This window comes from Polynucleobacter sp. Latsch14-2 (assembly GCF_018881925.1).
GTDB lineage: Bacteria > Pseudomonadota > Gammaproteobacteria > Burkholderiales > Burkholderiaceae > Polynucleobacter.
The window spans coordinates 593-26,165 of record NZ_JACVPL010000016.1 but is presented as its reverse complement, the minus strand read 5'-3'; the positions used below and the strand labels follow the sequence as shown (position 1 = coordinate 26,165).

At 46.7% G+C, this 25,573-nt stretch carries 9 protein-coding genes; 4 read left to right on the top strand and 5 right to left on the bottom strand.

What is annotated here, in order from left to right; genetic code table 11:
• Both ICN46_RS10780 and nadB read left to right on the top strand, forming a co-directional pair.
• Positions 1 to 96, top strand: a 96-nt coding sequence (locus tag ICN46_RS10780; protein WP_216205431.1) for an IS3 family transposase, incomplete at its 5' end; no start/stop codon positions are given.
• A 100-nt stretch (positions 97 to 196) separates the two neighbouring features.
• On the top strand, positions 197 to 1,858 hold the full coding sequence (gene nadB / locus ICN46_RS10775; protein ID WP_216208616.1) for an L-aspartate oxidase: 1,662 nt from the start codon (positions 197 to 199) through the stop codon (positions 1,856 to 1,858).
• 6 nt (positions 1,859 to 1,864) lie between these two features.
• On the opposite strand, the gene ICN46_RS10770 is transcribed toward nadB, so the two are convergent.
• From ICN46_RS10770 to nadA, 5 genes are all read right to left on the bottom strand, one after another.
• Positions 1,865 to 2,137 carry a BrnA antitoxin family protein gene (locus ICN46_RS10770; RefSeq protein ID WP_216208613.1) on the bottom strand — a complete coding sequence of 91 codons (273 nt, stop codon included), beginning with the start codon at positions 2,135 to 2,137 and terminating at the stop codon, positions 1,865 to 1,867.
• Positions 2,138 to 2,470: a helix-turn-helix domain-containing protein gene (locus tag ICN46_RS10765; RefSeq protein WP_216208610.1), complete on the bottom strand. Its 333-nt coding sequence runs from the start codon at positions 2,468 to 2,470 to the stop codon at positions 2,138 to 2,140. It abuts the gene before it with no gap.
• Complete coding sequence (locus ICN46_RS10760) at positions 2,467 to 2,820, bottom strand: type II toxin-antitoxin system RelE/ParE family toxin (RefSeq protein ID WP_216208606.1); 354 nt, start codon at positions 2,818 to 2,820, stop codon at positions 2,467 to 2,469. Before ICN46_RS10760 ends, ICN46_RS10765 begins: the two co-directional genes overlap by 4 nt.
• 208 nt (positions 2,821 to 3,028) lie before the next feature.
• Entirely contained in the window at positions 3,029 to 3,883 is an 855-nt protein-coding gene (nadC, locus tag ICN46_RS10755) for a carboxylating nicotinate-nucleotide diphosphorylase (protein ID WP_216208603.1), read from the bottom strand.
• A gap of 53 nt (positions 3,884 to 3,936) precedes the next feature.
• Positions 3,937 to 5,064, bottom strand: a complete 1,128-nt coding sequence (gene nadA, locus ICN46_RS10750) for a quinolinate synthase NadA (protein ID WP_072583589.1) — start codon at positions 5,062 to 5,064, stop codon at positions 3,937 to 3,939.
• Positions 5,065 to 5,165: 101 nt separating this feature from the next.
• Between nadA and ICN46_RS10745 the strand changes: the two genes are divergently transcribed.
• Positions 5,166 to 6,932, top strand: coding sequence for a ShlB/FhaC/HecB family hemolysin secretion/activation protein (locus ICN46_RS10745; RefSeq protein ID WP_216208601.1), 1,767 nt, complete (start codon positions 5,166 to 5,168; stop codon positions 6,930 to 6,932).
• 1,056 nt (positions 6,933 to 7,988) lie between these two features.
• Positions 7,989 to 25,573 (top strand): beta strand repeat-containing protein (locus tag ICN46_RS10740; RefSeq protein ID WP_216208599.1); only part of this gene is annotated, 17,585 nt, incomplete at its 3' end.

Genomic DNA, 25,573 nt, shown 5'->3' with positions numbered 1-25,573 from the left:
GAATATATCGACTATTACAACCATGATCGGATCAAACAAAAACTGAAGGGATTGAGCCCGGTTAATTACCGAACTCAATCCCTCGTGCTAACCTAATTAAACTGTCCAACTTTTGTGGGTCAGTTCACCAGTGGAGCCTTTTTTCAATCAGAAGCCACCTTCAAGACCAAAATCACATTGTCCTTTAGAATGAAGCATGGCTAGCTCAAAACCCTCCTCCCCATCGGCTGACACTAAAGCCGAATTACCCGTTCTTATTATTGGAGCGGGCCTTGCTGGATTAACTGTTGCCTTACATATGGCAGAGACTCAGCCAGTTATTGTGATGGCCAAAAGAGCGCTGGGCGAAGGTGCTACATCCTGGGCTCAAGGCGGCATTGTTGGGGTAGTAGATAAGGAGCATGACAGCATTGATTCTCATGTTGCCGATACCTTAGACGCTGGCGCTGGTTTGGTAGTCGAGGCTACTGCGCGGTACATTGCTGAAGAAAGTGCTGATGCGATTCGCTGGCTGGTAGACCAAGGGGTGCCATTTACTACCGATGAAACGGGTCCAATGGGTTTGCATTTGACGCGCGAGGGTGGCCACAGTCATCGTCGTATTGCCCACGCAGCCGATGCCACTGGCAAGGCGATTCACGAGGTATTGTTAGATAAAGCACGGACCCATAAAAATATCCAATTACTAGAACATTGGATTGCTTTAGATCTTATTACCAATCGACATCTGGATGCCAAGACACAGCGCAGTAAACCGAATCGTTGCTATGGCGTTTACGCACTCGATATTAAAAATAATCGCGTGGAAACGATTGAGGCGAAATCAGTAGTGCTTGCAACCGGTGGCGTGGGTAAGGTGTATCGCTACACCAGCAACCCTGATACTGCAACTGGCGACGGTATTGCTATGGCATGGCGTGCTGGTTGCCGTGTAGGCAATATGGAATTTATTCAGTTTCATCCGACCTGCCTGTACCACCCTAGTGATCGCACATTCTTAATTACTGAGGCCATGCGTGGTGAGGGCGGTATCTTAAAATTGCCGGATGGTACTCGTTTTATGCATGAGCATGATGAGCGCAATGAGCTAGCGCCACGCGATATCGTTGCTAGAGCAATTGATTTTGAAATGAAAAAACATGGTCTAGATTATGTTCATCTAGACGCCACCCACTTAGGCGAGGATTTCATTAAAGAACACTTTCCGATGATTTATGCGCGCTGCATGACACTCGGTCTAGACATTACTAAAGAACCCATTCCAGTAGTACCTGCAGCACATTACACCTGTGGTGGTGTTGTGACGGATCTAAAAGGTCGCACAGATTTGGCGGGCCTCTATGCGGTCGGTGAGGCAACTTATACCGGTTTACATGGCGCCAATCGTCTGGCAAGTAACTCTTTGTTAGAGTGCATTGTCATCGGTAAAGCGGCAGCGGCTGATATTGCGGAACTTAAAACACCCAACCTGCCAAAACTTCCTCTATGGGATGAGAGCCAGGTAGAAGATGCTGATGAACAAGTGGTGATTGCCCATAACTGGGATGAGTTACGTTCTTTGATGTGGAACTACGTCGGCATTGTGAGAACCAACCGCCGACTAGAGAGAGCGCTACACCGTATCAAGTTATTAAGATATGAAGTACAGGAGTATTACGCTAACTTTAAAGTTACACGGGATCTGATTGAGCTTCGCAACTTACTCGAGTGTGCCGAACTCATCGTGAGATCAGCCCTCATGCGTAGGGAGAGCAGGGGATTGCATTACAGCCGTGACTACCCAGGTACTTGGGCAGTCTCATACCCAACGATTTTGACCCCTCAGGCAGAGGGCACCTCAGAATCTACTGATAATTAAACCGATTCAAAGAGCATCTTTTAGAACAGCCTCTTTAATATGATTGCTCAAGCGGGTTTGCCAGCCCTTACCGCTAGCACGTAGTTTTTCTAAGATATCAGCATCTAACCTCAAACTGAGCATTTCTTTTGTATTTTTAATTTGAGGGCGACCAACGCCTCTTTTGATAAGAGTGTCTCCAATATAGACGTGCGCATCTTGAAACCATTGCTCATCGAGTTCGGGCGCATCATCCGGATCAACCCAATCTTTTGATATATGTTTTAACTTCACGTTCATTTATCTCACCGAAAGCTCAACATGCTTTCCAGTTCTAGCAAGCATATCCACAAGAGAGTCTATGGTGAATTTAACGGTTTTTTTATGAACGACATCCGATACTCTTGGACGGCTTACCCCAAGGATGATGGCAGCATCATGTTGCTTCAGTTGCTTTTCGTCAATCCACAAGGATAGTTCAGTCATTAATGACTCTTTAATGGCTAGCTTTTCCGAGATGATCTTCTTGGATTTTGCTTGCAGTCTAGCCGCTTCTTTTGGAGAGAATCCAAGGTCGGAAAAAACGTTTCCACCTACGGGGGTGATATGCGTAGCTTTATTTTGACGAGTCATTTTCTTATCCTTTCTGCTATAACTTCCTTATATCTACTGATCGCTATATCCTTATCTTGTTTGCTGGTAACTCGAGTCTTCTTTTTGAAGCAATGCAATACATAAATGGTGTCATTAAACTTTGCTACGTACATCACTCGATACCAACCATCATCTAGATTGATCCGTATTTCTTTTGTTCCTGCCCCAACTTCTTCAAATGGCCTCCAGTCATCTGGATCCAAGCCAATTTGAACTTGGCTCAATTGATGCCCAGCCTCCTTACGGGCGTCGGATGAAAAAATCTTTGCATCCTTAATATCCTTGAGGCTAGACCCCCTCCATTGAATGGGCTTTTCTGTTATTTTCATTAATTGTATCAAATTTTATACATTATTGTTTAAATGATCCCCATATGTTCTTTGGGAGACTTAAAAAAGAAGGGGGGTTGTACAACAAGGGGTAAATCGCGTGATTATGATTACCACGTCTAATCTCTAGTTTAGCTAGTAGCGGGCAATGAATCAACTAATGAACTTAGTGGCAATGCGGGATTCTCTAAAGATATTGAGCGAGCACTTATAAGATTCTCATCGAGAAATCTACCGCATTCATATCCTTGGTTAGCTTGCCGAGTGAGATGCGATCAACACCAGTAGCAGCAATGGCACGCATCTGATCTAAGTTAATGCCCCCAGAAGCCTCCAATAATGCGCGGCCCGCAGTCATGGCTACGGCTTGTTTCATTTGATCGGTATTGAAGTTATCAATCAAAATGCTCTTGGCGCCTGCAGCTAAAGCCTCTTCTAATTCAGCAAAGTTTTCTACTTCAATCTGAATATCAACCCCGGAGTTCAGTGCTTGCGCATTCTTTAATGCAGCGGTAACGCTACCAGCAGCAGCAATATGATTTTCTTTAATCAGAATACCGTGCCATAGAGCAAGACGCTGGTTCTGACCACTACCCACTCGTACTGCGTACTTTTGCGCCTGACGTAAACCGGGAATAGTCTTGCGGGTATCCAATACTGCGCAGCCTTTAGGGTTGGGGCTGGCATCTGCAATAGCATCCACGTGTTGACGGGTAATGCTAGCCGTCCAAGATAGTGTTTGTAAGAAATTAATACAGGTGCGTTCTGCAGAAAGCAGTGCTTGTGAGTCAGCTTGAATATCGCACACCTTGGTATCCGGTTTCATTAAATCACCTTCGATGTAATGCCATGTCATTTTTGCATTCGGATCAAGCTTCTTAAGGGTGCCTTCAAACCAATCAACACCGCACAGTACTGCTTCTTTGCGCACGATCAGGTGTGCCTGAACTGATTTGCTAGGGACTAGCTTCGCAGTCCAATCACCAGTGCCAATATCCTCCATGAGCGCATCATGAATATTACGTTGACGCGCTTGCTCTAGGGTTTCGTTGTATTCAAACATGGAGAATTCGGATCAATCCAAAGGAAAAAAGAAAAATAATGGAACTAATAATATTAGGCGGCGCCGATATTCTTGACAAAGCCATGTTGCGCTTTAGCTAGTAAGTCAGTGTGATTGGTTGTGAAATTGAGCATGCGCTCTATGCAACCTAGCGCTTCAACCCGAATGGGCTCATCGATAACAATTTCTCCAGAAGCATTTTCTAGGCAATCCAGAATACCCTGGAGACCATTCATGGCCATCCAGGGGCAGTGGGCGCAGCTCTTACAGGTGGCGCTATTTCCCGCAGTGGGGGCTTCAATGAGTTTTTTATTGGGTGCTAGCTGACGCATGCGATGCAAGATGCCGTTGTCGGTAGCCACAATATATTCAGTAGCAGTGCCTTCAACTACGGCCTTGATCATGGCTGAAGTAGAGCCCACCACATCTGCCAGATCTACTACGGCTTGTGGCGATTCAGGATGAACCAAGATCATGGCATTCGGATGCGCTGCTTTCAGTATCTCCAGTTCAGCCGCCTTAAATTCATCATGAACAATACAAGCGCCATTCCATAGCAACATATCTGCACCGGTTTGTTCCTGAATGTATCTTCCAAGATGGCGATCGGGTGCCCACAAGATTTTCTTGCCTTCCACCTTGAGTCGATGAACGATTGCTAAAGCACAGGAGCTAGTGACCATCCAGTCGGCTTGTGCTTTTACAGCAGCAGAAGTATTTGCGTAAACAACGACAACACGATCTGGATGCGCTGCCCTAAAAGCAGCAAAGTCAGCAGCATCGCAACCTAAATCTAATGAGCAGGTAGCCTCTAAGTCGGGCATGAAGACGCGTTTCTCGGGGCTGAGAATCTTGGCAGACTCACCCATGAAGCGAACGCCAGCAACAATCAGATTCTTGGCGGGATGATTCTTGCCAAAGCGTGCCATCTCCAGAGAGTCGGCAACAAAGCCACCAGTCTCGATAGCTAGATCCTGGATATCACCGTCAACATAGTAGTGAGCCACTAAGGCGGCATCTTTCTCTACTAATAACTCCTTAATACGGGTAATGACAGCTGCTTTTTCAGGACCAGCTAGGTGGTGCGGTACTTTGGCCCAGGCTTGAGCTGTGCAGGTGATGCCAGCTGAGTCTTGCAGGGGGTAATCAAAGGCAATTGGGGCGCTAACAGTTGAATTCATACGAAATCTTAACCTGTATAGGCATTTTTCTGTAAAACGCTCTAAACCGTTAAAATCTCAGAACTTTTTGATATTTAATGCTGATATTCAGTACCCAAACTATGCACTCAAACCGTACTAAGACCTTCAAGCTATCCGCAATTGCTTTTCTGACGCTGCAGCTTGGCCTCGCATCTCTTGTAAATGCTCAAGTTGATGCGGGCGCATTACAGCGAGGTCTCGAGCAACAATTGCCATTACCTTCGCCGTTGGCATTGCCAGAGCCCGGTAAAGCGGCGCCAAGCGAGCCAAGCGCCAGCAAAGAAGGTGAATTGCGTTTTACGGTTAATTCATTTGTGCTGGAAGGAGTCAATATTCTTCCTGAAGCAGAAGTGCAGTTGGTAATTCGTTCTTGGGTAGGTGTGCCGGTGAGCTTTGATGATTTACAAAGAGCTTGCGATGCCATTCAGACCTTATACCGTAAGAAGGGTTATACGGTTCAAGCAATTTTGCCTCCCCAAAAAATTAAGGACGGGGTAGTTAAGATCCTGATTACCGAGGCAAAGCTTGGAAAAGTTGAAGTGGAGAATCCGCAGGGACCAACACGCTTTAGTAAAGAGCAAGCAGCGGCCTATATTACTTATGCCAACCCTTTGGGCAATCCGCTCAACATGGATGCAGTTGAGCGCGCCATCATCATCCTCAATGAAACTCCAGGGGTGATGGTTTCAAGTCAATTAGAGCCGGGCGAAAAAGATGGTGATACCAATCTGCATTTGCAGCTGACTCAGCCCGATTTGGTTCAGGGTAGGGTAGAGGCCAATAACTACGGCAGTAGAACTACTGGCGCAAATCAAGGTGTATTTTCGATGAACCTGAACGGCGCATTGGGAATTGGTGACTCGGCATCAGTCAATGGAATTTTCTCCCAGGGGTCTCAATATGTGCAGGGCGCTATCTCGCTACCTGGCTCCAGAGATGGCTTAAGACTGGGTTTGGCAGGAACCTATTTGCAATATAAAAACGTCAGCAACTATTCGTCCACGGGCGGCGCTGGTGATGCATGGACTACTGGCGTCAGCGCAGCTTACCCGCTCATTCGTTCGCAAGGTGCCAACCTCAATACTAGCTTGAACTACGACATCAAGAGCTACAACAACCGCAATACGATTACTAATACAACCATCAGCGCTTACAACATTAATAATCTATCAGCAGGTTTATCCGGAAATTTTGTGGATGGCTTTGGATATGGGGCTGTTAGCAGTGGTTCAGTAACGGCAATTTTGGGTAACCTCAGCATCTTGGGAACCAGCATGTCGAACTACAGCATGTATGCTGTACCAGATACCACTCCAACGGTTTACCAGCCTATTACCCCCAGCAATTTCAGCAAGCTGACATTTTCTGGTAACCGCAACCAGCAATTGGTTGAAGACGGTACAACAACCCTGTATACCGCCTTATCTGGCCAATTTGCCTCTACCAACCTCAATTCTGCCGAGCAATTTTATTTAGGCGGCCCCTATGGCGTGCGCGCTTACCCAGTGGCGCAATCGGGCGGCGCTCAAGGCGGAATCTTCACAATGGAGTTGCGTCATGAGCTGATGCCTAAAGTAAACATATCGGCCTTCTTTGATGGTGGCGTGGTGCAGCAATACAAATTTACCTACCCAGGCTGGCAAGGCCTTACTAACGCCAACAATACCTATTCACTGATGGGTGCAGGTTTTGGAGCAAAGTGGGATTACGAGGGTTGGAATCTAGGAGCCATGGTTGCCTGGATGGTGGGTAAAAACCCCCTATATAGTCAATATGGCCAACCTGTGAATACCGATGGCAGCACAACCCAACCAAGAGGCTGGATTACCGGCAGTTATAGCTTCTAATACAGCCAAAATACCCAATAAAAAATCACTTAGGGCGATAAACCTAAGTGATAGAGAACAGGACTCAAAAATTCCCGCAAATGAGGGTGGTTTTTGAGTCTTTTTTCTTGAAATTTTCGTACCAAATGTTGCCTAAAAAAACGGTATGTTTTTGCATCAAAATAACAAGCCAATTTCTTATTGGTAAATGCAAAAAATTGCCATGCTTAACCTTCAATTTGATGCACCTTACTAATAACGACTTCTTGAATGAACTTGGGACATCCGCTGGATTTCTAATGCAAGTTTCAGGGTAAATCACTCCAGTCAAAAACAACAAGAATCCGAGGAAGAAATCTTACAATTTCAAAAATAGGCGGTGTAAGTCAAAATTCTAAGAATCTTTTTTCCATTCAGAATGCAAAAAAATGATCTGGCTAATCACTGGATTGGTTTATCAAAATCGGGTGGGTGGTCAAAGATGAAAACTCTCAAGACGGCTCAAACCGATTCTTTTTAGGCGGAAATCTTTTCCAAATTTGGGAAAAGTTAGATGGGTATTTTGGGGCAGATAAAACCCACTTAGTGAACTCAAAAAACACTTAAAAATAGCCAATAAAAATGACACAAAAATGGCACTTTTTAAATACACATTGAGTGAGAATCAACATTCTTTTTTCTCGCTCAAATAGAGCCAGCTCCATTCCATTTTTCTACTGAAATAAACCCGCTTTATTTCTTCAATTGGACAAAAATACGAGCGTATTTTTTTAAAAATAATGCCCCCATATGGCTCTGATAGCGGAATTGCGTCTTTAGCCCATAAAAGGGCGATTTCCTCTCAAAAGCGATATCTAGAGAATGGCTCTAAAACTGGGTCTTGATTTGACGGGGCTTCCAGGGCTTGACAACTTCAATATTTGCTCTCAAAAAATACTTTATTTAAAATAACTGCTACAGTGTTTTTCTATATGTACAACGGGTTTAACGCAGATTCGTATAGATGAAAAACACACACCATTTGTAAAAAATATTTTGGTACTACTGAAAAAAATTCTCTCGCAAGGTAGCGTTCATTTGCACACGCAAATGTGCAAGGGAATTGCCTTGCTTGCGCGCACGCAAGCGGTTAAGAAATTACTCCAAAATACCGCCAAATCACCGACCCGAAAGATTGCAAAATTCTTCTCATCCCTTGAGATGTTTTCTTCGGTCGTTGCGGTTTATAATATCACCCAAAATACGATTTGTATTTTTGATGCTTTAATACTCTTGGTCCAATCTTTCCAAGATCGTGTTTTGAAGAAGAAATTTGCTCGAGTGACCCTGTCTTCCAATTTCAAATTACAAAGCATCTCCAAAATCAAACCAAAAGCCATTTTGAGTTTTTTCGTTTTAATTGCATTCCAATGTGAATATGTGGTGGCCCAGCCACTCAATGCATTGCCAACCAACGGAAAGGTAGTGGCAGGTTCTGCATCGATTTCACAGACAACCAATACCATGACCATCAATCAAAGCACGCAACGTGCAGTGATTAATTGGGATAGCTTTAACATTGGTAAAAATGCCTCTGTAAACATCAATACTCCAGGTGCAAATTCAGCGACTTTGAATCGAGTTACTGGCACTAGCGCTTCTCAGATCGATGGAGCCCTCAAATCCAATGGCCAAATCGTCCTGGTGAACCAAAATGGCGTAGTTTTTGGTAAGGGTGCTCAGGTAGATGCTGCAGCCGTTACGGCCAGCACCATGAACATCGCTGATAAAGACTTTATGGACGGTAAATCCACCTATAACGGCAATGGAACCGGCAAAATCATCAATAAAGGCTCGATTCAGGCCAATGAGCCTGATGGCTTTATCGCTTTGCTGGCTCCAGAGGTCCAAAACCAGGGTTATGTCCTAGCCAGGGCGGGTGGCAGCATTGCCATGGCTGCTGGCGACCAAGTGACCCTTAATTTCCAGGGCAATCACAGTTTGGTTGGCGTTACGGTAGATAAGGCGACCCTGAAAGCCCTCATCGTCAATAAGCGGGTAGTTGAGGCTAATGGGGGCCTGATTGTCCTCGCCGCAGGAGCGGCTAACCAGCTGATGAGTTCAGTGGTAAAAAACACCGGCAAGATATCTGCCTCCTCCATGGTCAACAACGGTGGTGTCATTGAGCTGGTTGCCAATAATGTCACCCAGGCAGGCACAGTTGAGGCCAATAGCTCTGCAACTAATGGCAAAGGCGGTCAAGTCAATCTTGTCGCAAACGATATCAAGATCACTAAGAAATCCTCTACGACAGCAACTGGCACAGCTGGTGGCGGACAGGTGAATGTTGGTTTAGCGCAAACCCAAGCTTCTGGTGGTACGCAAGTCAATGCGCAAACGCCTAGTGCAAATACAGCACAACAAAATCAAGCAGTCGTTGCAAGTAATGCAGCACAAGCAGCGAACACAAAACAAATGGCAAACACTGTGACCGTGAAGCAGGGCGCTGTGATTGACGTGTCTGCAACTCAAAACGGTAATGCAGGATCTATCGCGATTTGGTCGCAAGTTAAAACGACTGTTGCTGGAACACTCAAAGCAATTGGTGGTGCAATAAACGGCAATGGTGGATTTATAGAAACTAGTTCAAAGGGTGTAGTCAACCTTGCGCCAAAATTGGTTGTTGATACCAGCGCTGCAAAAGGTAAATCAGGTTTGTGGTTCCTAGATCCAATTGATTTGATCATTGACGCATCTGCTGCAAATGTCATTTCACTTGCTCTTGCAAACAACAACGTCAGCATTGCTGTGAATGGCAATGTCTGCCCAAGCCTTGGTGGCTGTACGCAAGCGGGTAGTGGCAATCTTACGATTGCTAGTGGCGCAAATATTCTGAAGCAAGGTCTTACACAAACAACATTGACATTAACGTCATCTGGTATTTTTAATTTGAACGCTGACATTAGCGGACAAAATTTGAACGTGATCATTAACAGTTCAATTGCATATCTGAACGTTGGCACAACAATCACGGCAACACAAGTTACAGTACAAGCGCAAACCATTTATGCAAATGGCACCATCAATGCAAGTAATGGCACAACACTAGGAGCTGCCATTCAACTGCTTGCTCAAGCGATTTATGTGTCTGGCGGTTTGAATACATCTACAAGTTCAAACTCCAATACAAGCAACACCACGAATACATCAGTAACGTATAACGGCAACATTATTCGCAAAGAAGACTTACCAACGTTCTTGACTGCGCAAAACAACGCCACATCTGCACTAGATCGAGTGTATTCAAGCACTGCTGCGAATGATTCCAGTGCTAATGCACAAACTAGTCAAAATATTCAGACAAATGTCATCTACCTCAATGCTGTAAATGAGTTAACAATCTACAGCTCTGCCCAAATTCTGGCTAACGGTACGACCGGTGGCCATATCACCTTATCCGCACAGCAATTTAATGCCCAAAGTGGGTCTTTGATCCAAGCCAACGGTAACAATGGCCCCGGCGGCGTCATAGCAATTAACGGCACTGATATTCATCTCGCAGGAACAGTTGCAGCCAATGGCAGCAATGGTGGCTCTTTTGCAGTAACAGCTAACGCCTTAATATTAGATAACGCAGCAGTAGTGCAAACCAACGGACAAGCTGGTCCTGGTGGCACGACTACGCTCACCTCTAATCAAGACATCCACATTAATCAAGCGCAGATTAGCGCTAATGGTTCTAGTGATGGTGGCTCCATCACGATTGTCAGCAATGCTGGCAACCTTAATATACAAAATACACTCATTCAAACCAACGGCTCTAATGGTCGTGGCGGAAGCATTGGTATTTCTGCATACAACAACGTCAATATTAGCGGCACAGAGATTGACGCAACAGGTTATGCGCAGGGTGGAACAATCAAGATAGGCAATGATGCAAGCAACGGCACATTGCCTTTTGCTTTATTTACCAGCATCGATGCGACAAGCTCAATCAACGCATCACAACTAGAGCTCAATCCAAGCAATGACACTGGTGGTTTTATTGAGACATCAGGCCATACATTGAATCTTTTATCCTCTATTAATGCAGGTAGAGGGGGAATGTGGCTGCTGGATCCTACCGATATCATTATTGATTCAACTACAGCTGGACTCATTCAAACTGCCTTAGCAACAAGTAACGTAACAATTCAAGCAGGTACAACAGTAAGTTGTTCTGTAGCTTGTGTCGACACAGCCTTTAATCCAACACCAACAACAGGTGGAAGTATTTGGGTTGTCAGTCCAATTACATGGAGTGCCAATACCGCTTTAACTCTGAGTGCTACTGGCAATATCTATATAGATGCCAACATCACTATTAATGGAAATAACTCCTCTTCTGGTTTAAATCTCTTTTACGGCGGCTCCACTTCTTCGGCGGCAGCAACAGCTGGAACTGGTTACTACCTAGGATCGGGGACAAGCATTACATTTGCTTCCACATCATCAATACTTTATGAGGGTAACCAGTTATTCACTTTAATTAATGCTGCAACACAGATGCCGTCAGCATCTGGTAATTTTGCAATGATTTCGAATTTTACATCTTCAAACTGTTCGGGCTATTGCTGGGGATCTTATTCTGGCAGTACAACATTTACAGGTCTATTTGATGGTTTGGGTCACAATATTGCCCCGACAAATCAAAGCACCAATAATTCTGGTTCGCAAAACTGTGCGGTCACTGGATCCCTATGTTTTGGGGGTCAATTAGCTGGAAATATGGGTTTATTCTCCGCAATTAATGGTGCTACGATTCAGAATCTCAGTTTATCTGTTTATGCAACTCTAAATACTGCCTCAGTCTCGGATATTATTTTTGGCGGTATCGCTGGCAGGGCGAGCGGCACCAATTCTCTTTCTAACGTGAGCGTGTCAGGACAATTTGTTCTTAATTACCCTGCTGGTTCAGCTTGTAATAATTGCTCTCTGATTGTGGGCGGTTTAATTGGTGCCGTTACTGGAGGCGCTACAACAATTAATGGGTCTACCAGCAGTATTGCAATGTCCGGAAATAATAACGTTGGTAATTTTGGCATGAATAGTATTGGTGGCTTTGTTGGGACGGTAGGGGTTCCATCAACATCAGCATCAGGCGCTGGTCCCACAGCTGTCACAGCTGGAACCACTCTGACTATTAATGGATCCTCTTTTACCGGAGCAACTATTGGTGCATATTCTAATAAGGGATATGCATCAACTGGAGATATGGTGGGAACATCAAACTGTTCTGCTGCAGGATGCACCATATTTACTAACGTTTTAGTTGCTCCAACAGCTGCAGATTGTGTGAAAGCTGGATGCTTTGTCACTATCGGTGCTTTCGATGGATATAGCAATTCGTCCTCTACTAACAGCGCTACTGCATTTGCAGTGGTAAATAATTCTTACACAACGGTTACGGATTATTCTGGTGCTAATAGGTTCGTCAACGCCAGCAATGTTACCAACCTTGGCAGCATTAGTCAGTCCTCAATACCAACGGGACTTTCAAGTCAATATTGGACTATCGGGAATAGCAGCACCTTACAGTTGCTACCTTGGAGCGCCTCGCTAAGCAACCTCACTGCAATCTCAATTAGTGGAACTACTGCAAGCCCAGTTTCTTGGGGGGCATATGGAACGTGGATCAACGGCGTTCAACCCGGAAATGCGAATGTAAGTTTCATTAGTATTGCATCGGGCGCCAATGTTACTACTAGCTCTACTTCGCTCTCATCAAGCCTGCCGCTGACTATCGCAATGAATGCCAGCCTTAATCTTCAGGGGTCATTCACTATCGGTTCTTTGGTTTTAGCATCTGGTTCAGCTATTACAAGTACTGGTAGTACTTCCACATTAACGGTATCGGGAGGCACCGTTTTGGGTGGAAACATCACCACTGCTGGGGCTCAAACTTACACGGGATCATTATATGTAGCTGGAAGTTCTCCAATACTAACCAGTAGTTCTGGTGGAATAAATACTCCCGGTGGCATCTCTTCTGGCGGCATTATTCAATTTACTGGAACAACAACGGGCACCTATATTTATAACGGTGTATCCGGAACTGTGTCGAGCTCTTCTTCCTCACCTACTTTGGTTGGTGATATGGAAATTAGCTTTAGCTCTGCGACCAATACTTATCAGATTGTCAACTTACTCTCCAATGCGGTGCAATATTTAGTTGTTGCTGGTGGTGGCGGCGGCGGTGGAATTATCGGCGGTGGTGGTGGCGGTGGTGGGGTACTAACCGGTTCTGCGACATTGAGTGGTGGCGGTACCGTAACTGTCGGCGCCGGTGGCATCGGTGGTGTGGGTTGGAATTACGCCGGACAGCAAGGGCAGAATGGTTGGAATTCAGTTTTAGTTGGGGCAAGCACTATCACTGCAGTTGGCGGTGGCGGCGGTGGCGCATTTGGAGGGCTAAGCAGCTCAAACGCCAACGGTGCTCTTGGTGGTTCCGGCGGCGGAGGTGGCGGTGGTTCAGGTGGTCTAACTACTGGACAAGGTAATGCAGGTGGCGCCGGTGATGGCACTGTCAATCAAGGTGGTGGAGGTGGCGGCGCAGGTAGTGCTGGTTCGAATGGCGTTAATGCTGGCAATGGTGGCAATGGTGGCAATGGAATCTATAGCTCAATTTCTGGTTCTTCGGTAGCCTACGGCGGTGGTGGGGGTGCAGGTACTCGAACGAATGCTTCTAATGCGACAGCAACTATTGGCGGTGTTGGTGGCGGTGGCAGCGGAACTCTAGATCAAACTAAAGCCTCTGATGGCAGTCCTAATACTGGGGGTGGGGGTGGAAGTGCAGGCTACGTCAATGGCAATGCCCCGCCGGCTTCAACTACAGTACTTGGCGGCACTGGTGGCTCAGGCATTGTTATTGTTTCTTTAGCAAACAACGGATTAACAATTAATGCTGGAACTGGTGCAGTTTCGATTGCTTCAGTTACCAACTTATCTAGCCTAACGATTTCTTCTTCTTCGGCTGCATCTAGTCAAAGCTCTAGAGGTGTTATCAGTGGCCCAACAGCTCTTACCTTCAATGGAGCTGGCGTATTAACCCTCTCTGGCACGAACACCTTCAGTGGTGGTACAACGATTAGTGCAGGTACTTTATCAGTGGCTACTGGAAGTACAGCTACCTCCGGCAGTAATCTGGGTAAAGGTAATAGCACCATTACTTTATCTGGTGGTACCTTAAACATTACAGGTTCTTCAGCTTTTGCTACAAATGACGCTATAGTTGTTTCAGCTAATAGCACCATTACCAATGCCAATAGCAATGCAACAGTGCCGAGCTTTACTGGAAACATTGGTGGACCAGCTTCAGGTTCTACAGCGGTCACTCTGACCTTAGCGGGTGGCTATGGTATGTCATTTGGTGCTGGTGTGATCTCCAATGGTGTGGGCTCAGGCACTCTTGCATTAACCCAAACTAATACAGCTACAGTTACCTTATCTGGTGCCAACACTTATAACGGCGGCACCACAATTTCTGCTGGAACATTAAGAATTGCTACTGATGGCACTGCTGGCGCTACAACTGGTGCGATGACTATTACCGGCGCTACTCTAGATTTGCAGGCTGCAGTAACGCTTGGCTCTTTAAGTATGTCTGGATCATCCCCGGCGATTACTAACAGCTCCGGCACATCCTCTTTGGTAGTTGTTGGAACTGCTGCCTTAGCCAATGCCGTTACTACGAGCGGCTCCCAAACCTATAGTGGTGCAGTAACGTTAGGTGCCAACACCACGCTTACAACAACTAATGGAGCTGTAGTTTTTGCTGGGGCAGTGAACGGTACTACATCTGGCTCGCAATCACTAACTGTTGCCAGCGGAAGCGGTTCGATTGTGTTGGGCGGTAATGTTGGCGGAACCACTCCACTATCCTCCTTGAATTTCAGTAGCAGCACAGCATCTACCGTATTGGTCGGCTCAGTCACTACAACAGGCGCACAAACCTATTCAGGTCTACTGTATGTGGCAGGTAGTTCGCCAACATTAAGTAGCACGAGCGGCGGCATCACTATTACTGGTGCAATTTCAACAGGCGCAATTTTCCAATTTACTTATGCTGCAACCAATTATTTATTAAACGGCACTTCTACTGCAGCCTCTAGCTCGGCTGTTCAGGCTGGTTTGATTGTGACGACTAGTGGTACAGGCTTGTTCTCAGTCTCTACCGTAGTGCCCTTATTAGGCGTTCAGTATTTAGTTGTTGGCGGCGGCGGCGGCGGTTCTATTGGTTGTACTTGCTACAACGGTGGCGGTGGCGGTGGCGGTGGCGCTGTACTTACGAATTCAAACACCTCTTTAGCGACTGGTACCAACTATGGCGTCACTATTGGTAATGCTGGTGCTGGCGCTTCAGGAGGTGTTGTAGCAAATGGTGGAACTGGGGGAAATACCGTCTTGAGTGGTTTATCTGGGGGCACGGTTACGGCGGCAGGTGGAGGCGGTGGTATTACTGGTCTAATAACAGTTAACTCAACTTTATTCTATTCGTCTGGTGGCGCAGCAGGTAATGCCAATGGTGGTGCCGGTGGATACGGCGGAAGCAACAGCTGCGGTTCTTCCTGCTCATATGAAAACGGTGGTAATGGCTATACCAGTGCGATTACTGGAACATCTTATGTTTACAGTTCAGGCGGCGGCGGGTCTGGATATAGTATCGGCGGTGGCACTGCTGGTGTTGGCGGAACTGGCGCAGGTAACGGTGCCCCTGGTAATGGAAATTCTGCTAGTAATGGTGTCTCTGGCACCAATTATGGTTCTGGCGGAGGAGGCTCTTACAGCACAGGCACTGCTGGTTCGGGCGTAGGTGGAACAGTTATTTTGGCTTTGCCTTCTAATGCATTAACTATTAATGCAGGTAGTGGGGCGGTGTCGATCGGTTCATCAAGCAAGCTCACCAGCTTAACAATTACATCAAGCTCAAGTTCCTCAGCTCAAAGCAGTAGCGGAGTGATTAGTGGTGCAACTAATTTAATTTACAACGGCTCCGGAATATTCACTCTAGCCGGTGCCAACACCTATACCGGTGGCACGACGATCTCTGGCGGTACTCTTCAAGTTGGCGCAGGAAGTACAACCGGAAACTTAGGTACTGGCGGCGTTACTGATAATGCTGCGCTGATCTTCAATAGAAGCGATGCCATTACTGATGCTAATAATATTATCGGCTCAGGCACCCTGACTCAAGCTGGTTCAGGCACATTAACCTTGAGGGGCAATAACAGCTATACAGGCGGCACCATACTAAATGCTGGAACTTTGAGCCTGGGTTCTGCTAATGCTATCGGTAGTTCAGGAACGATTACCTTTGGCAACTATTCTGGCTCAATTACTGGGGGCGGTATTTTGCAGTTCAGCTCCAGCAATACCACCGACTACTCAAGTCGTTTTAGTACTGCTATTTTCCAAACATATCTCATTGATACGAACGGGCAGTCCGTCACTTTGGGAAGCGCATTAACCAGCAATGGCGGCACATTAATTAAGCTTGGCTCGGGCACCTTAACCCTGGGCGCTACAAATACCTATGCTAATGGCAGCGGTACTCAAATCTATGGTGGAATATTACAGGTCAGTAGTGATGCAAATTTAGGGAATAGTGGTCCCGTGATGTTGATTGGCGGAGCTTTATTGGCCTCATCATCTTTCTCAACCAGTAAAAATATAATAGCATATTTAACAAATGGTGTCATAGAGGCTGCCAGCGGTGTAACTTTGACGCTGACCGGATCTATCGATGGCACTACTGTGAACATTGGAGGCACAGCAACCGGCGGTAGTTACTCGGGAACGATTGTTTACGCACCAAGCGGCGGGTCATTGACCAACCTAAACCTGTACGCGGGCACTTTACTGAATAATTCTTCCTATACCAATGGCAGTTTGCTGACTATTTATGGTGGAAATATCGCAGCAGCTGCTGGAACCACGGTGACATTTAGTAATACTGTCGCTGGTAGCGCTGCAATCAATATTGGAGACTCTGTCAACACCGGTACGGTTGTATTGAGCAATACCTCTAATTCATTTAGTGGCGGTGTGAATGTGAACTACGGCACCTTGAGTGTTAGCGCTCAAACCAATTTGCCGAGTGGAAATACTGTCACATTAACCAACGGCGGCACTCTTCTAGATACGGCAAATAGCGTTACTCTTGCCAATAATATTGTGCTGGGAACAGGTGGTGGTGTCGTTGCTGTGAATGGTTCAGCTAATACCTTGACTTTGTCGGGAACGATGACTGGAGCCAATGCCATTCAGTTCGGTACTAGCACCAATACTGGAACCATAGCTTTGACAACGAACAAAGCATTTACTGGAGCTATGACGGTAAGTGCTGCTACGGTAAATCTGAGTGGTCTCTTATCAACTACTACCATTGGTATTTCGGGTAACGGCACCCTTGCAGTTACAGGCGGTGGTGTCAATCGAATTAATCAAGCAAGCGTTATCACCGTTAGCAATGGAACTTTTGCAAATACCCAAACTGGCAACGGAGCAATTGGCCAGACTATGGGGGCAGGGTCAACGATTAATTTAAACGGGAATGCAACAGTAAGTCTTGCTGGAGTGGGCGATACATGGGGCTCTATTTCAGTTCAAGGCCTTACTATCAACTCAAGCGGCTCTGGAAACTCCATCACGGGCGGCTCTCTAGCAATCTACAACACAGGCTTAACCATCAGCGTAGCAAGTAATACATCACTGACTATTAGCTCTCCGATGGTGGATTCTAATAGTACCGTTGGTTTGTATACAAAAACTGGCGCCGGTACATTGATTCTGACTGGCGCCAATACCTACACTGGTGTCACTACGATATCTGCCGGTACTTTACAAATCGGTGATGGCAACACAACCGGTACTCTGGGTTCAGGCGGCGTGACCAATAATGCTGCGCTTGTGTTCAATAGAAGCAATGCCATTACGGCAAATAATATTATTTCTGGTACAGGTACCGTAACGCAGAATGGCTCTGGCACTACAACGCTTGGCGGGGCTAATACTTACACCGGTAATACAACAATCAATGCGGGAACTTTGGCAAATGCTGCATCAGGATCCAGCACCAAGACTGCAACATTTATCATTAATAATGGCGGTACTTATAAGCTCCTATCCACAGTCGGTTTCCCAAACATCTCAACGAATGGTTATACATTCGTAGTGAACTCTGGCGGCACTCTAGATCTTAATGGGGTAGGTTGGGTCGATAGCGGTTCTACCGGTTATGCGATCCAGCTTAACGGTGGATCTTTGTCCAATAGTTCAGCAACAGCAGCTACTGTGACAATGAGTTATTCAGCGACACCTTCCAGACAGATTGTCCTAGCTGCAGACTCTTACATTGGTGGCATAGGAAACATCACACTAAATGGCGTCATTAGTGGCGCGTTTAGCTTGACCAACTCCAATACTGGGATAGTGACGCTTGGTGGAGCTAACTCCTATTCTGGTGGCACATTCATTAATGCTGGCACAGTACAAATTAGTTCTGATGGAAACTTAGGCGCTGTATCAAGCCCAGCAGCGACTAATGTCACCATTAACGGTGGCGGATTGTTGGCCAGCGGTCAAACTAGCGCATTTTCGATTGGCGCAAACCGCGGTATCGCGATCGGCTCTAGTGGTGGCGCTATCAGTAATGCCAGCACAACTTACACATTAACTATTGCGGGAGTGATATCTGGCTCCAACACACTAACGGTTAATGCAGGTAGCAATACCGGCACCGTTATTCTCTCGAATGCAGCCAATTCCTATACGGGTAACACCACTGTAAATAAAGGTGTCTTGCAAATTGGATCATCAGGTACGCTCGGTAGTGGCTCTTATGCTGGAAACATCAGCATTGCTACTGGCGCAACCTTTAAATATTCTTCATCTGCAGCACAAACACTCTCTGGTGCAATTTCAGGAGTGGGCACCCTCACTAAAGATACCGGCACATCCGTGTTAACGATCTCAAACGCGAACGCCTTATTTGCTGGCCCAGTAAATGCGAATGCTGGTACTTTGGCGCTATCAAACCCAAGCGCCTTGGGTGGTTCAACAGGTGGTTTACTGACGATTGGTGCGGCCGGAACAGTGGATCTCCAGTATGCTGGCACAGTTACTCTGGCAACCTTATCTATTGCTTCTGGTGGTGCCATCACTAATTCCACTGCCAATAGTGCCTTGACTGTATCTGGTACAAGTACTTTGGGTGGCAGCGTGACTACGAATGCTTTGCAGACTTATACCGGTGCAGTAACACTAGGTGCAAACACAGTATTAACCACCACCACAGCGCCGATTACATTTAGCTCAACAGTCGATAGCGTTGTTGGATCTAATTACTCATTAACCATTACTAATGGAAGCGGTAGTAATACGTTTGCTGGAGTAGTAGGGGGCACCACTCCTTTATCTACGATTTCAGTATCGGGCGCAAGCAGCCTGCTAAGCTCTGTTACCACTAGCGGTGCTAGTGGACAGTTGTGGAGCGGTAATTTAACGATTGCAGGCAACGTGACCTTAAGTAGCAATAATGGACCGGTCACCATTAATGGAGCCGTTACTTCTCTACAACTTCAAAATATTTTGCAGTTCACTGGCTCAGGTGCCTATAGCGATACCGTCAATGGAGTAGTTGCGACAGGAACTGCTGGATCATCGGCTATTACTCTGCCTAGCGGCGGCGGAACTCTTTCTTATGCATCGGGCACTGGTATTTACTCTTGGACGGCCCCTGCAAATATTATTGCTCAGTACCTAGTGGTTGCTGGCGGTGGTGCTGGTGGTGCTAACGATGGTGGTGGCGGTGGCGGTGGTGGTGTTCTTGCTGGAAATATTTCAAGCAGTTCTGCCGTTACTTTTACTGCTGTAGTTGGAGCAGGGGGCAGTGGAATCGTTTCCTACCCTTATGTTGGTAATTCAGGAGTCAACTCAACATTAAATCAATCCTCTTTAGCCTTAAATATCACTGCTGTTGGTGGCGGTGGCGGTGGAGGCGTTGGGACTAATACGGCTGGCAGTTCTGGTGGTTCTGGTGGCGGTGGCGGAGTTGGTGGAGTTGGCGGTTCAGCTACGGCTTCACAAGGCAATACTGGCGGAGCGGGCTCTCCAAGTCCTACTGCTGCTGGCGGCGGCGGCGGTGCTGGTGGAGCTGGGGGTGTTGGCGCTAGGAGTACATTTAATGACATTACATGGGGTTCTGCCCTGGGTGGAGCTGGTGGAGATGGTCTCGCGTCCAGTATTACAGGCACCACGGTTTATTACGGTGCTGGTGGCGGTGGTGGTAGCGGCGCTTTCGGCGGCTCTGGAGGTCTAGGAGGCGGCGGGAATGGTGGAACTAATGTGAACGTTGGTGGCACCAATAATGGTATCGGCAGTGCGGGTTCTGGATATGGTAGCGGTGGTGGTGGCAGTCAAGACACCACAACGGTTGGAGGTAGCGGCTCTTCAGGTGTCGTTATTCTGTCTTATTCTCCATCAAATGCATTTACTATCAATGCGGGTAGTGGAAAAGTCGCGCTTGCCGGCAATATCAATTCAGCAACCGCGAATTCGAATTCACTGAAGTCAATTGCGATTACCTCATCTAATGCAGCTAGCATCATCAGCGGAAATATCTATGGTAGTTCATCACTCACCTTTAATGGATCTGGCACTCTTCAATTAACTGGTGCCAATACCTACACTGGTGGAACTACGATTTCGGGAGGCACCTTATCTATTGCTTCTGCTGGCGCTGGTGGATCTAATTTGTCAACTGGCACAGTGACCATTGGAGGGGGTACATTACTTGATACGGCAACTAGCACCATCAATAATCCAATTACTCTAGCTGCTGGTACGAATAAGATTGCAGCTGCTGCCCTTACAACCCTAACTATCAGCAGCATCATTGGTGGTGGCGCCAATAGTATTGTTTTTGGTGACTCAACCAATACCGGTACCGTCATTCTCTCGGCAGCAAATACTTATACTGGAGGTACGACTATCTCTGGGGGCACTGTGCAGGTGGGTGCAGGTGGCGCAACAGGAAGCCTGGGTACTGGTGGCGTCGTTAATAATGCCGCACTGGTTTATAACGTAAGCGCAGCGATTACCGATGCCAATATTATTTCTGGGACGGGGTCTATTACTCAATCTGGTTCTGGTGCATTAACCCTAACTAGCAACAATACTTATACAGGCTTAACTACCGTTAATTCTGGAACTGTTCTCTATTTAACGCCTTCAGGCACCTTTACCGATACCTTATCTGGTGGCTTTGTTAATAATGGAACTATCAATTTTGATGGTTCAAATGGTCTAGGGACCGCTACTGGTAGTTCTGGAACCTTTATTTACGGAGCCTCTGGATCGGGTGCCTGGAATATTACCAATAGTATTGCTAACACAATACAGTGGAATAATCGCCTAGTCATTTATGGCGTTGTTACTACTAGCGGCCAAATCACAGTTAATAACTACGGTAATTTCTGGCTACAAGCCAGCACCACTTCTTCAGTAAATTCAACATCTGCAGTTAACTTAAATGGCGCTAATACATATTTGCGCGTATACGGCGTAGCTAATGCAATTGATGCCATTGGAGCATTAACCGGATCTGGAACGGTAGATTTCTCTGATGGAGGTGCGGGCACCAGTATGGCATTGTCAGTGGGTAATGGTGATGGCTCTGGCACCTTTACCGGAGCGATCAAAAACTCAGGAGCCGCATCGGGTCCTACTACTTTGGGATTAACTAAGGTGGGTGCTGGAACTCAGACTCTTTCTGGGACTAGCACGTACACCGGCGCTACTACTATTAGTGGTGGCATTTTGTCGGTAGCCACTCTTGCAAATGGTGGAACGTCTAGTGGTATTGGACAATCCACCAGCTCTGCAGCTAATTTGGTAATTAATAGCGGCACATTGCAATACACCGGCGGTACATCAGGCCAAACACTTACGACTGATCGCCTATTTACCATTGGCGCGAGCGGGGCGACCATTGATGCATCAGGTACTGGTGCCTTAACATTCGGCAATTCTGGATCAATTGCTTTCTCATCAGGCACCAGTACACCTACCTTAACCTTAACGGGTAACGGTACTGCAAAACTCACACCAATCTTGGGTAATGCCGGAACATCAACTTACATAACCGCATTAACCAAAACGAGTTCTGGTACTTGGACTTTAGGCGGTGCAGATACCTATAGCGGTGGCACCACCATTAGTGCGGGTACGCTTAGCGCGGCTAGTGGTAATGCCTTGGGTGTTGGAGCTGTAGGTATTGGTTCCTCCGGCACTCTAAATCTTTCATATGGCGGCACAGTTACCTTGGGCTCTAACTTGAGTATGGTTGCTGGATCAAGTATCACCAACACCGCAAATACTTCAAATTTAACTGTTACTGGTACAGGCACTCTGGCCGGCACTATTAATACTGCCGGCTACCAAACCTATACCGGCGCCGTGACTTTGGGTGCTAACACCACCCTAAGCACATTAAATACAAGCGCAGTCAATACAAATGGCGCAATTTCCTTCATTGCTGCCGTTAATGGAACTGCAGGAACTGAAACGCTCACAGTTGCTAACGGAAGTGGCAATCTGACCTTTGGTTCAACAGTTGGCGCATCAACTGTCTTAGGCTCACTTACTGTTAACGGTGTATCTGGTTCGCCATATCTGCAGACTACTTTATTGCTAGGCAATATCACAACTACCGGCATTCAAAGCTATGGCGGGAATTTAAATCTTTCGGCAAATATCGCCTTAGCTACTACCAACAGTAATGTGACGGTTTCAGGCATTGTTTATCAAAAAGCTATTTTGCAATTTTTGGGTGGCGTAAATGGTAGCTCCTCTAGTGGTGGCTACTCTTACTCCCTAGATGGTGGTAATACATTTGTCTCGGGCACGGCAACATCTACCTCGACATCTATCGTTGGCGTTGGCGCTATAAGCTATAGCAATAGTGCTTACTCATTTACGCCCACAATAACTGCGTCCTCTAATTATCTAGTTGTAGGCGGCGGAGGTGCGGGTGGATCTCAGTTTGGTGGTGGAGGTGGTGCTGGTGGTGTACTGCAATCTAGTTCAACGTTTGTTGGCGGAACTGCTTACTCTATTACTGTTGGTTCTGGCGGCACCATTGCAGCGGGTGCGGGCGGTAATGGTAACAACACTACGATTTCAGGAGGACTCATTACTACCATCACGGCTTATGGTGGTGGTGGTGGTGGATCAAATGTTGGAGGTTCAACTGCACCAAAAAATGGTGGCTCAGGTGGCGGGGCTGCTAATCTCACAACTGATCTAGCCGGCACCGGAACTCTTAATCAAGGTAATGCGGGAGGTAGAACTACGGCTACTAGCTCGCCAATATGGACAACAGGCGGCGGCGGTGGTGCAGGATCCGTCGGTGTTGCTGGCAACACTACCTCTGCAGGTGCTGGCGGTACTGGCGTACTTAACTCCATTGCTGGATCCAATGTAGGACAGCAAAGTAATGGATCCTATTATGTTGGCGGCGGCGGCGGCGGCGGAAATTATAATAATCCCGGCAGTAACAGTACAAATGGGGTTGGAGGCTTAGGCGGTGGAGGTGCGGGCGCTGTTAACACTGCAACAGCCACATCTGGAAGTAGTAATACTGGTGGCGGCGGAGGCGGTGGTTCGCAAAACTTCTCCCTTACAAATGGCGGTGCTGGAGGCTCTGGCGTAGTTGTTTTATCCATTGGCTCAAGTGCCTCGAACTATTCTCTGACTATTACTGGTGGTAGTGGCGCAGTTACTATTGGCGGCTCTTTGTATGTGTTGGCTGGTGTTAACATCAACTCTACTTCTGCCACGAGTGCAATTAGTGGCGCCATCACTGGTCCTACAGCGCTTACTTTCAACAATGCTATCAACTACACTGGATCTAATGGTGGAGTACTTGCTCTTTCAGCAGCAAATACTTATGCAGGCAATACCACCATTGGTGGCGGAACACTTTCACTAAGTTCAGCCGGCAACTTGGGCGGCGGTTCTTATGCTGGCACTATTACTATCGGTAGTGGCGCAGTCTTCAAAGATGCTTCATCTGTTGCGCAAACTATTTCAGGTTCTATTAGTGGCGCTGGATCCATTGTCAAAGATACTTCTACAAGTACTTTGGCTCTGACAAATGCAAATACTCTGACCGGTGGCATCACTATTAATGCTGGAACCCTGCAGATTGGTAATGCGGCCGCCTCTGGGGGTACATCAATCAATAAAAATGCCATCACCATCGCTGCTGGCGCCGCCTTAGATTTGAATGGACAAACGACAAACGCATATAGCTCACTCACATTGAATGGTTCTGGCATCAACAATGCTGGCGCATTAACAAATAGCGCATCAGGATCTGCAAGCTATGCTGGATCTGTAACTCTAAATACTGCTTCTGCGATTGGCAGTGGCACCGGTGCTATCACCATTACTGGTGCGATAACGGATACCAATAATTCTGGATTGGCATTGATTGGTAACAATGCTCTTACTTTAAGTAGCGCAAGCAACGCCTTGTATCAAGTTGCCTCAACAACTGCCTCAAGTGGAGTAGGGGCGATTTCAATTATTAATAATGCTGCCTTAATTATTGGCTCGGTTACGGTAGGAGCAAATACTTATACTGGCCTTAAATCCAGCGGCAATATTTCTGTTCAAACCCTAACTGGCAATCTAACAATTGCTCAATCGGTTGCTTCTAGTAGCGCTTCAGGTTCAGCATCAGCGCCAACATTATTATTTGCAGCCGCTAAAAATGCCGCTGTTGGAGATACTACCTACAACATCATTTTGAGTGGCTCCCCATCAATCACCATGAGTGGTACTGGCGCTATTGCAGATTTTTATTCTGGCTCATCCACAAGCAGCACTGGACTGGCGACTTTCATTAACGCCAAAACAACTAACAGCACCCAAAGTGGTGTAACCACTTCCACGCAGCCTAATACGGCTGGATTTAATGCCCTGTTCCGTGAAAATGTTATCTACATTGCGGTGTCCGGAACTAGTGCTTATGGATCTGCAGCTGCGATAACTTATAAAGAGTGTTCGAATTTATCTTGCAGCATATTAGTTGCTAGTCCGCCGACAGTGACAGGCACGGTATCTTGGTTGGAGACGGTTCCTACCTCAAGCTCTAACGTAGGTAGCTATACCTTAACCTATGGATCGGGTTTATCTGCTACGGGTTATGTTTTGAGGGCGGCTACTGCCCAGGCCTACATAATTACTGCTGCTAATTTATCCATTACCGCCAACAATCAAAACGCTACTTACGGCACAGCCCTCACAGTGGGTTCTGGCTCTACCCAGTTTGCTTCTTCTGGTCTCAAAAACAGTGAAACCATTGGTAGCATTACCTTGGCGAGCACTGGCGCAAGCAATACCGCTAGTGTTGGTAGCTATAACATCGTTCCAAGTGCAGCAACCGGCGGCACCTTTACCGCAAGTAACTACAACATTACTTATAACAATGGAACGTTGACGGTAGGTCAGGCTAATTTATCCATTACCGCCAACAATCAAAACGCTACTTACGGCACAGCCCTCACAGTGGGTTCTGGCTCTACCCAGTTTGCTTCTTCTGGTCTCAAAAACAGTGAAACCATTGGTAGCATTACCTT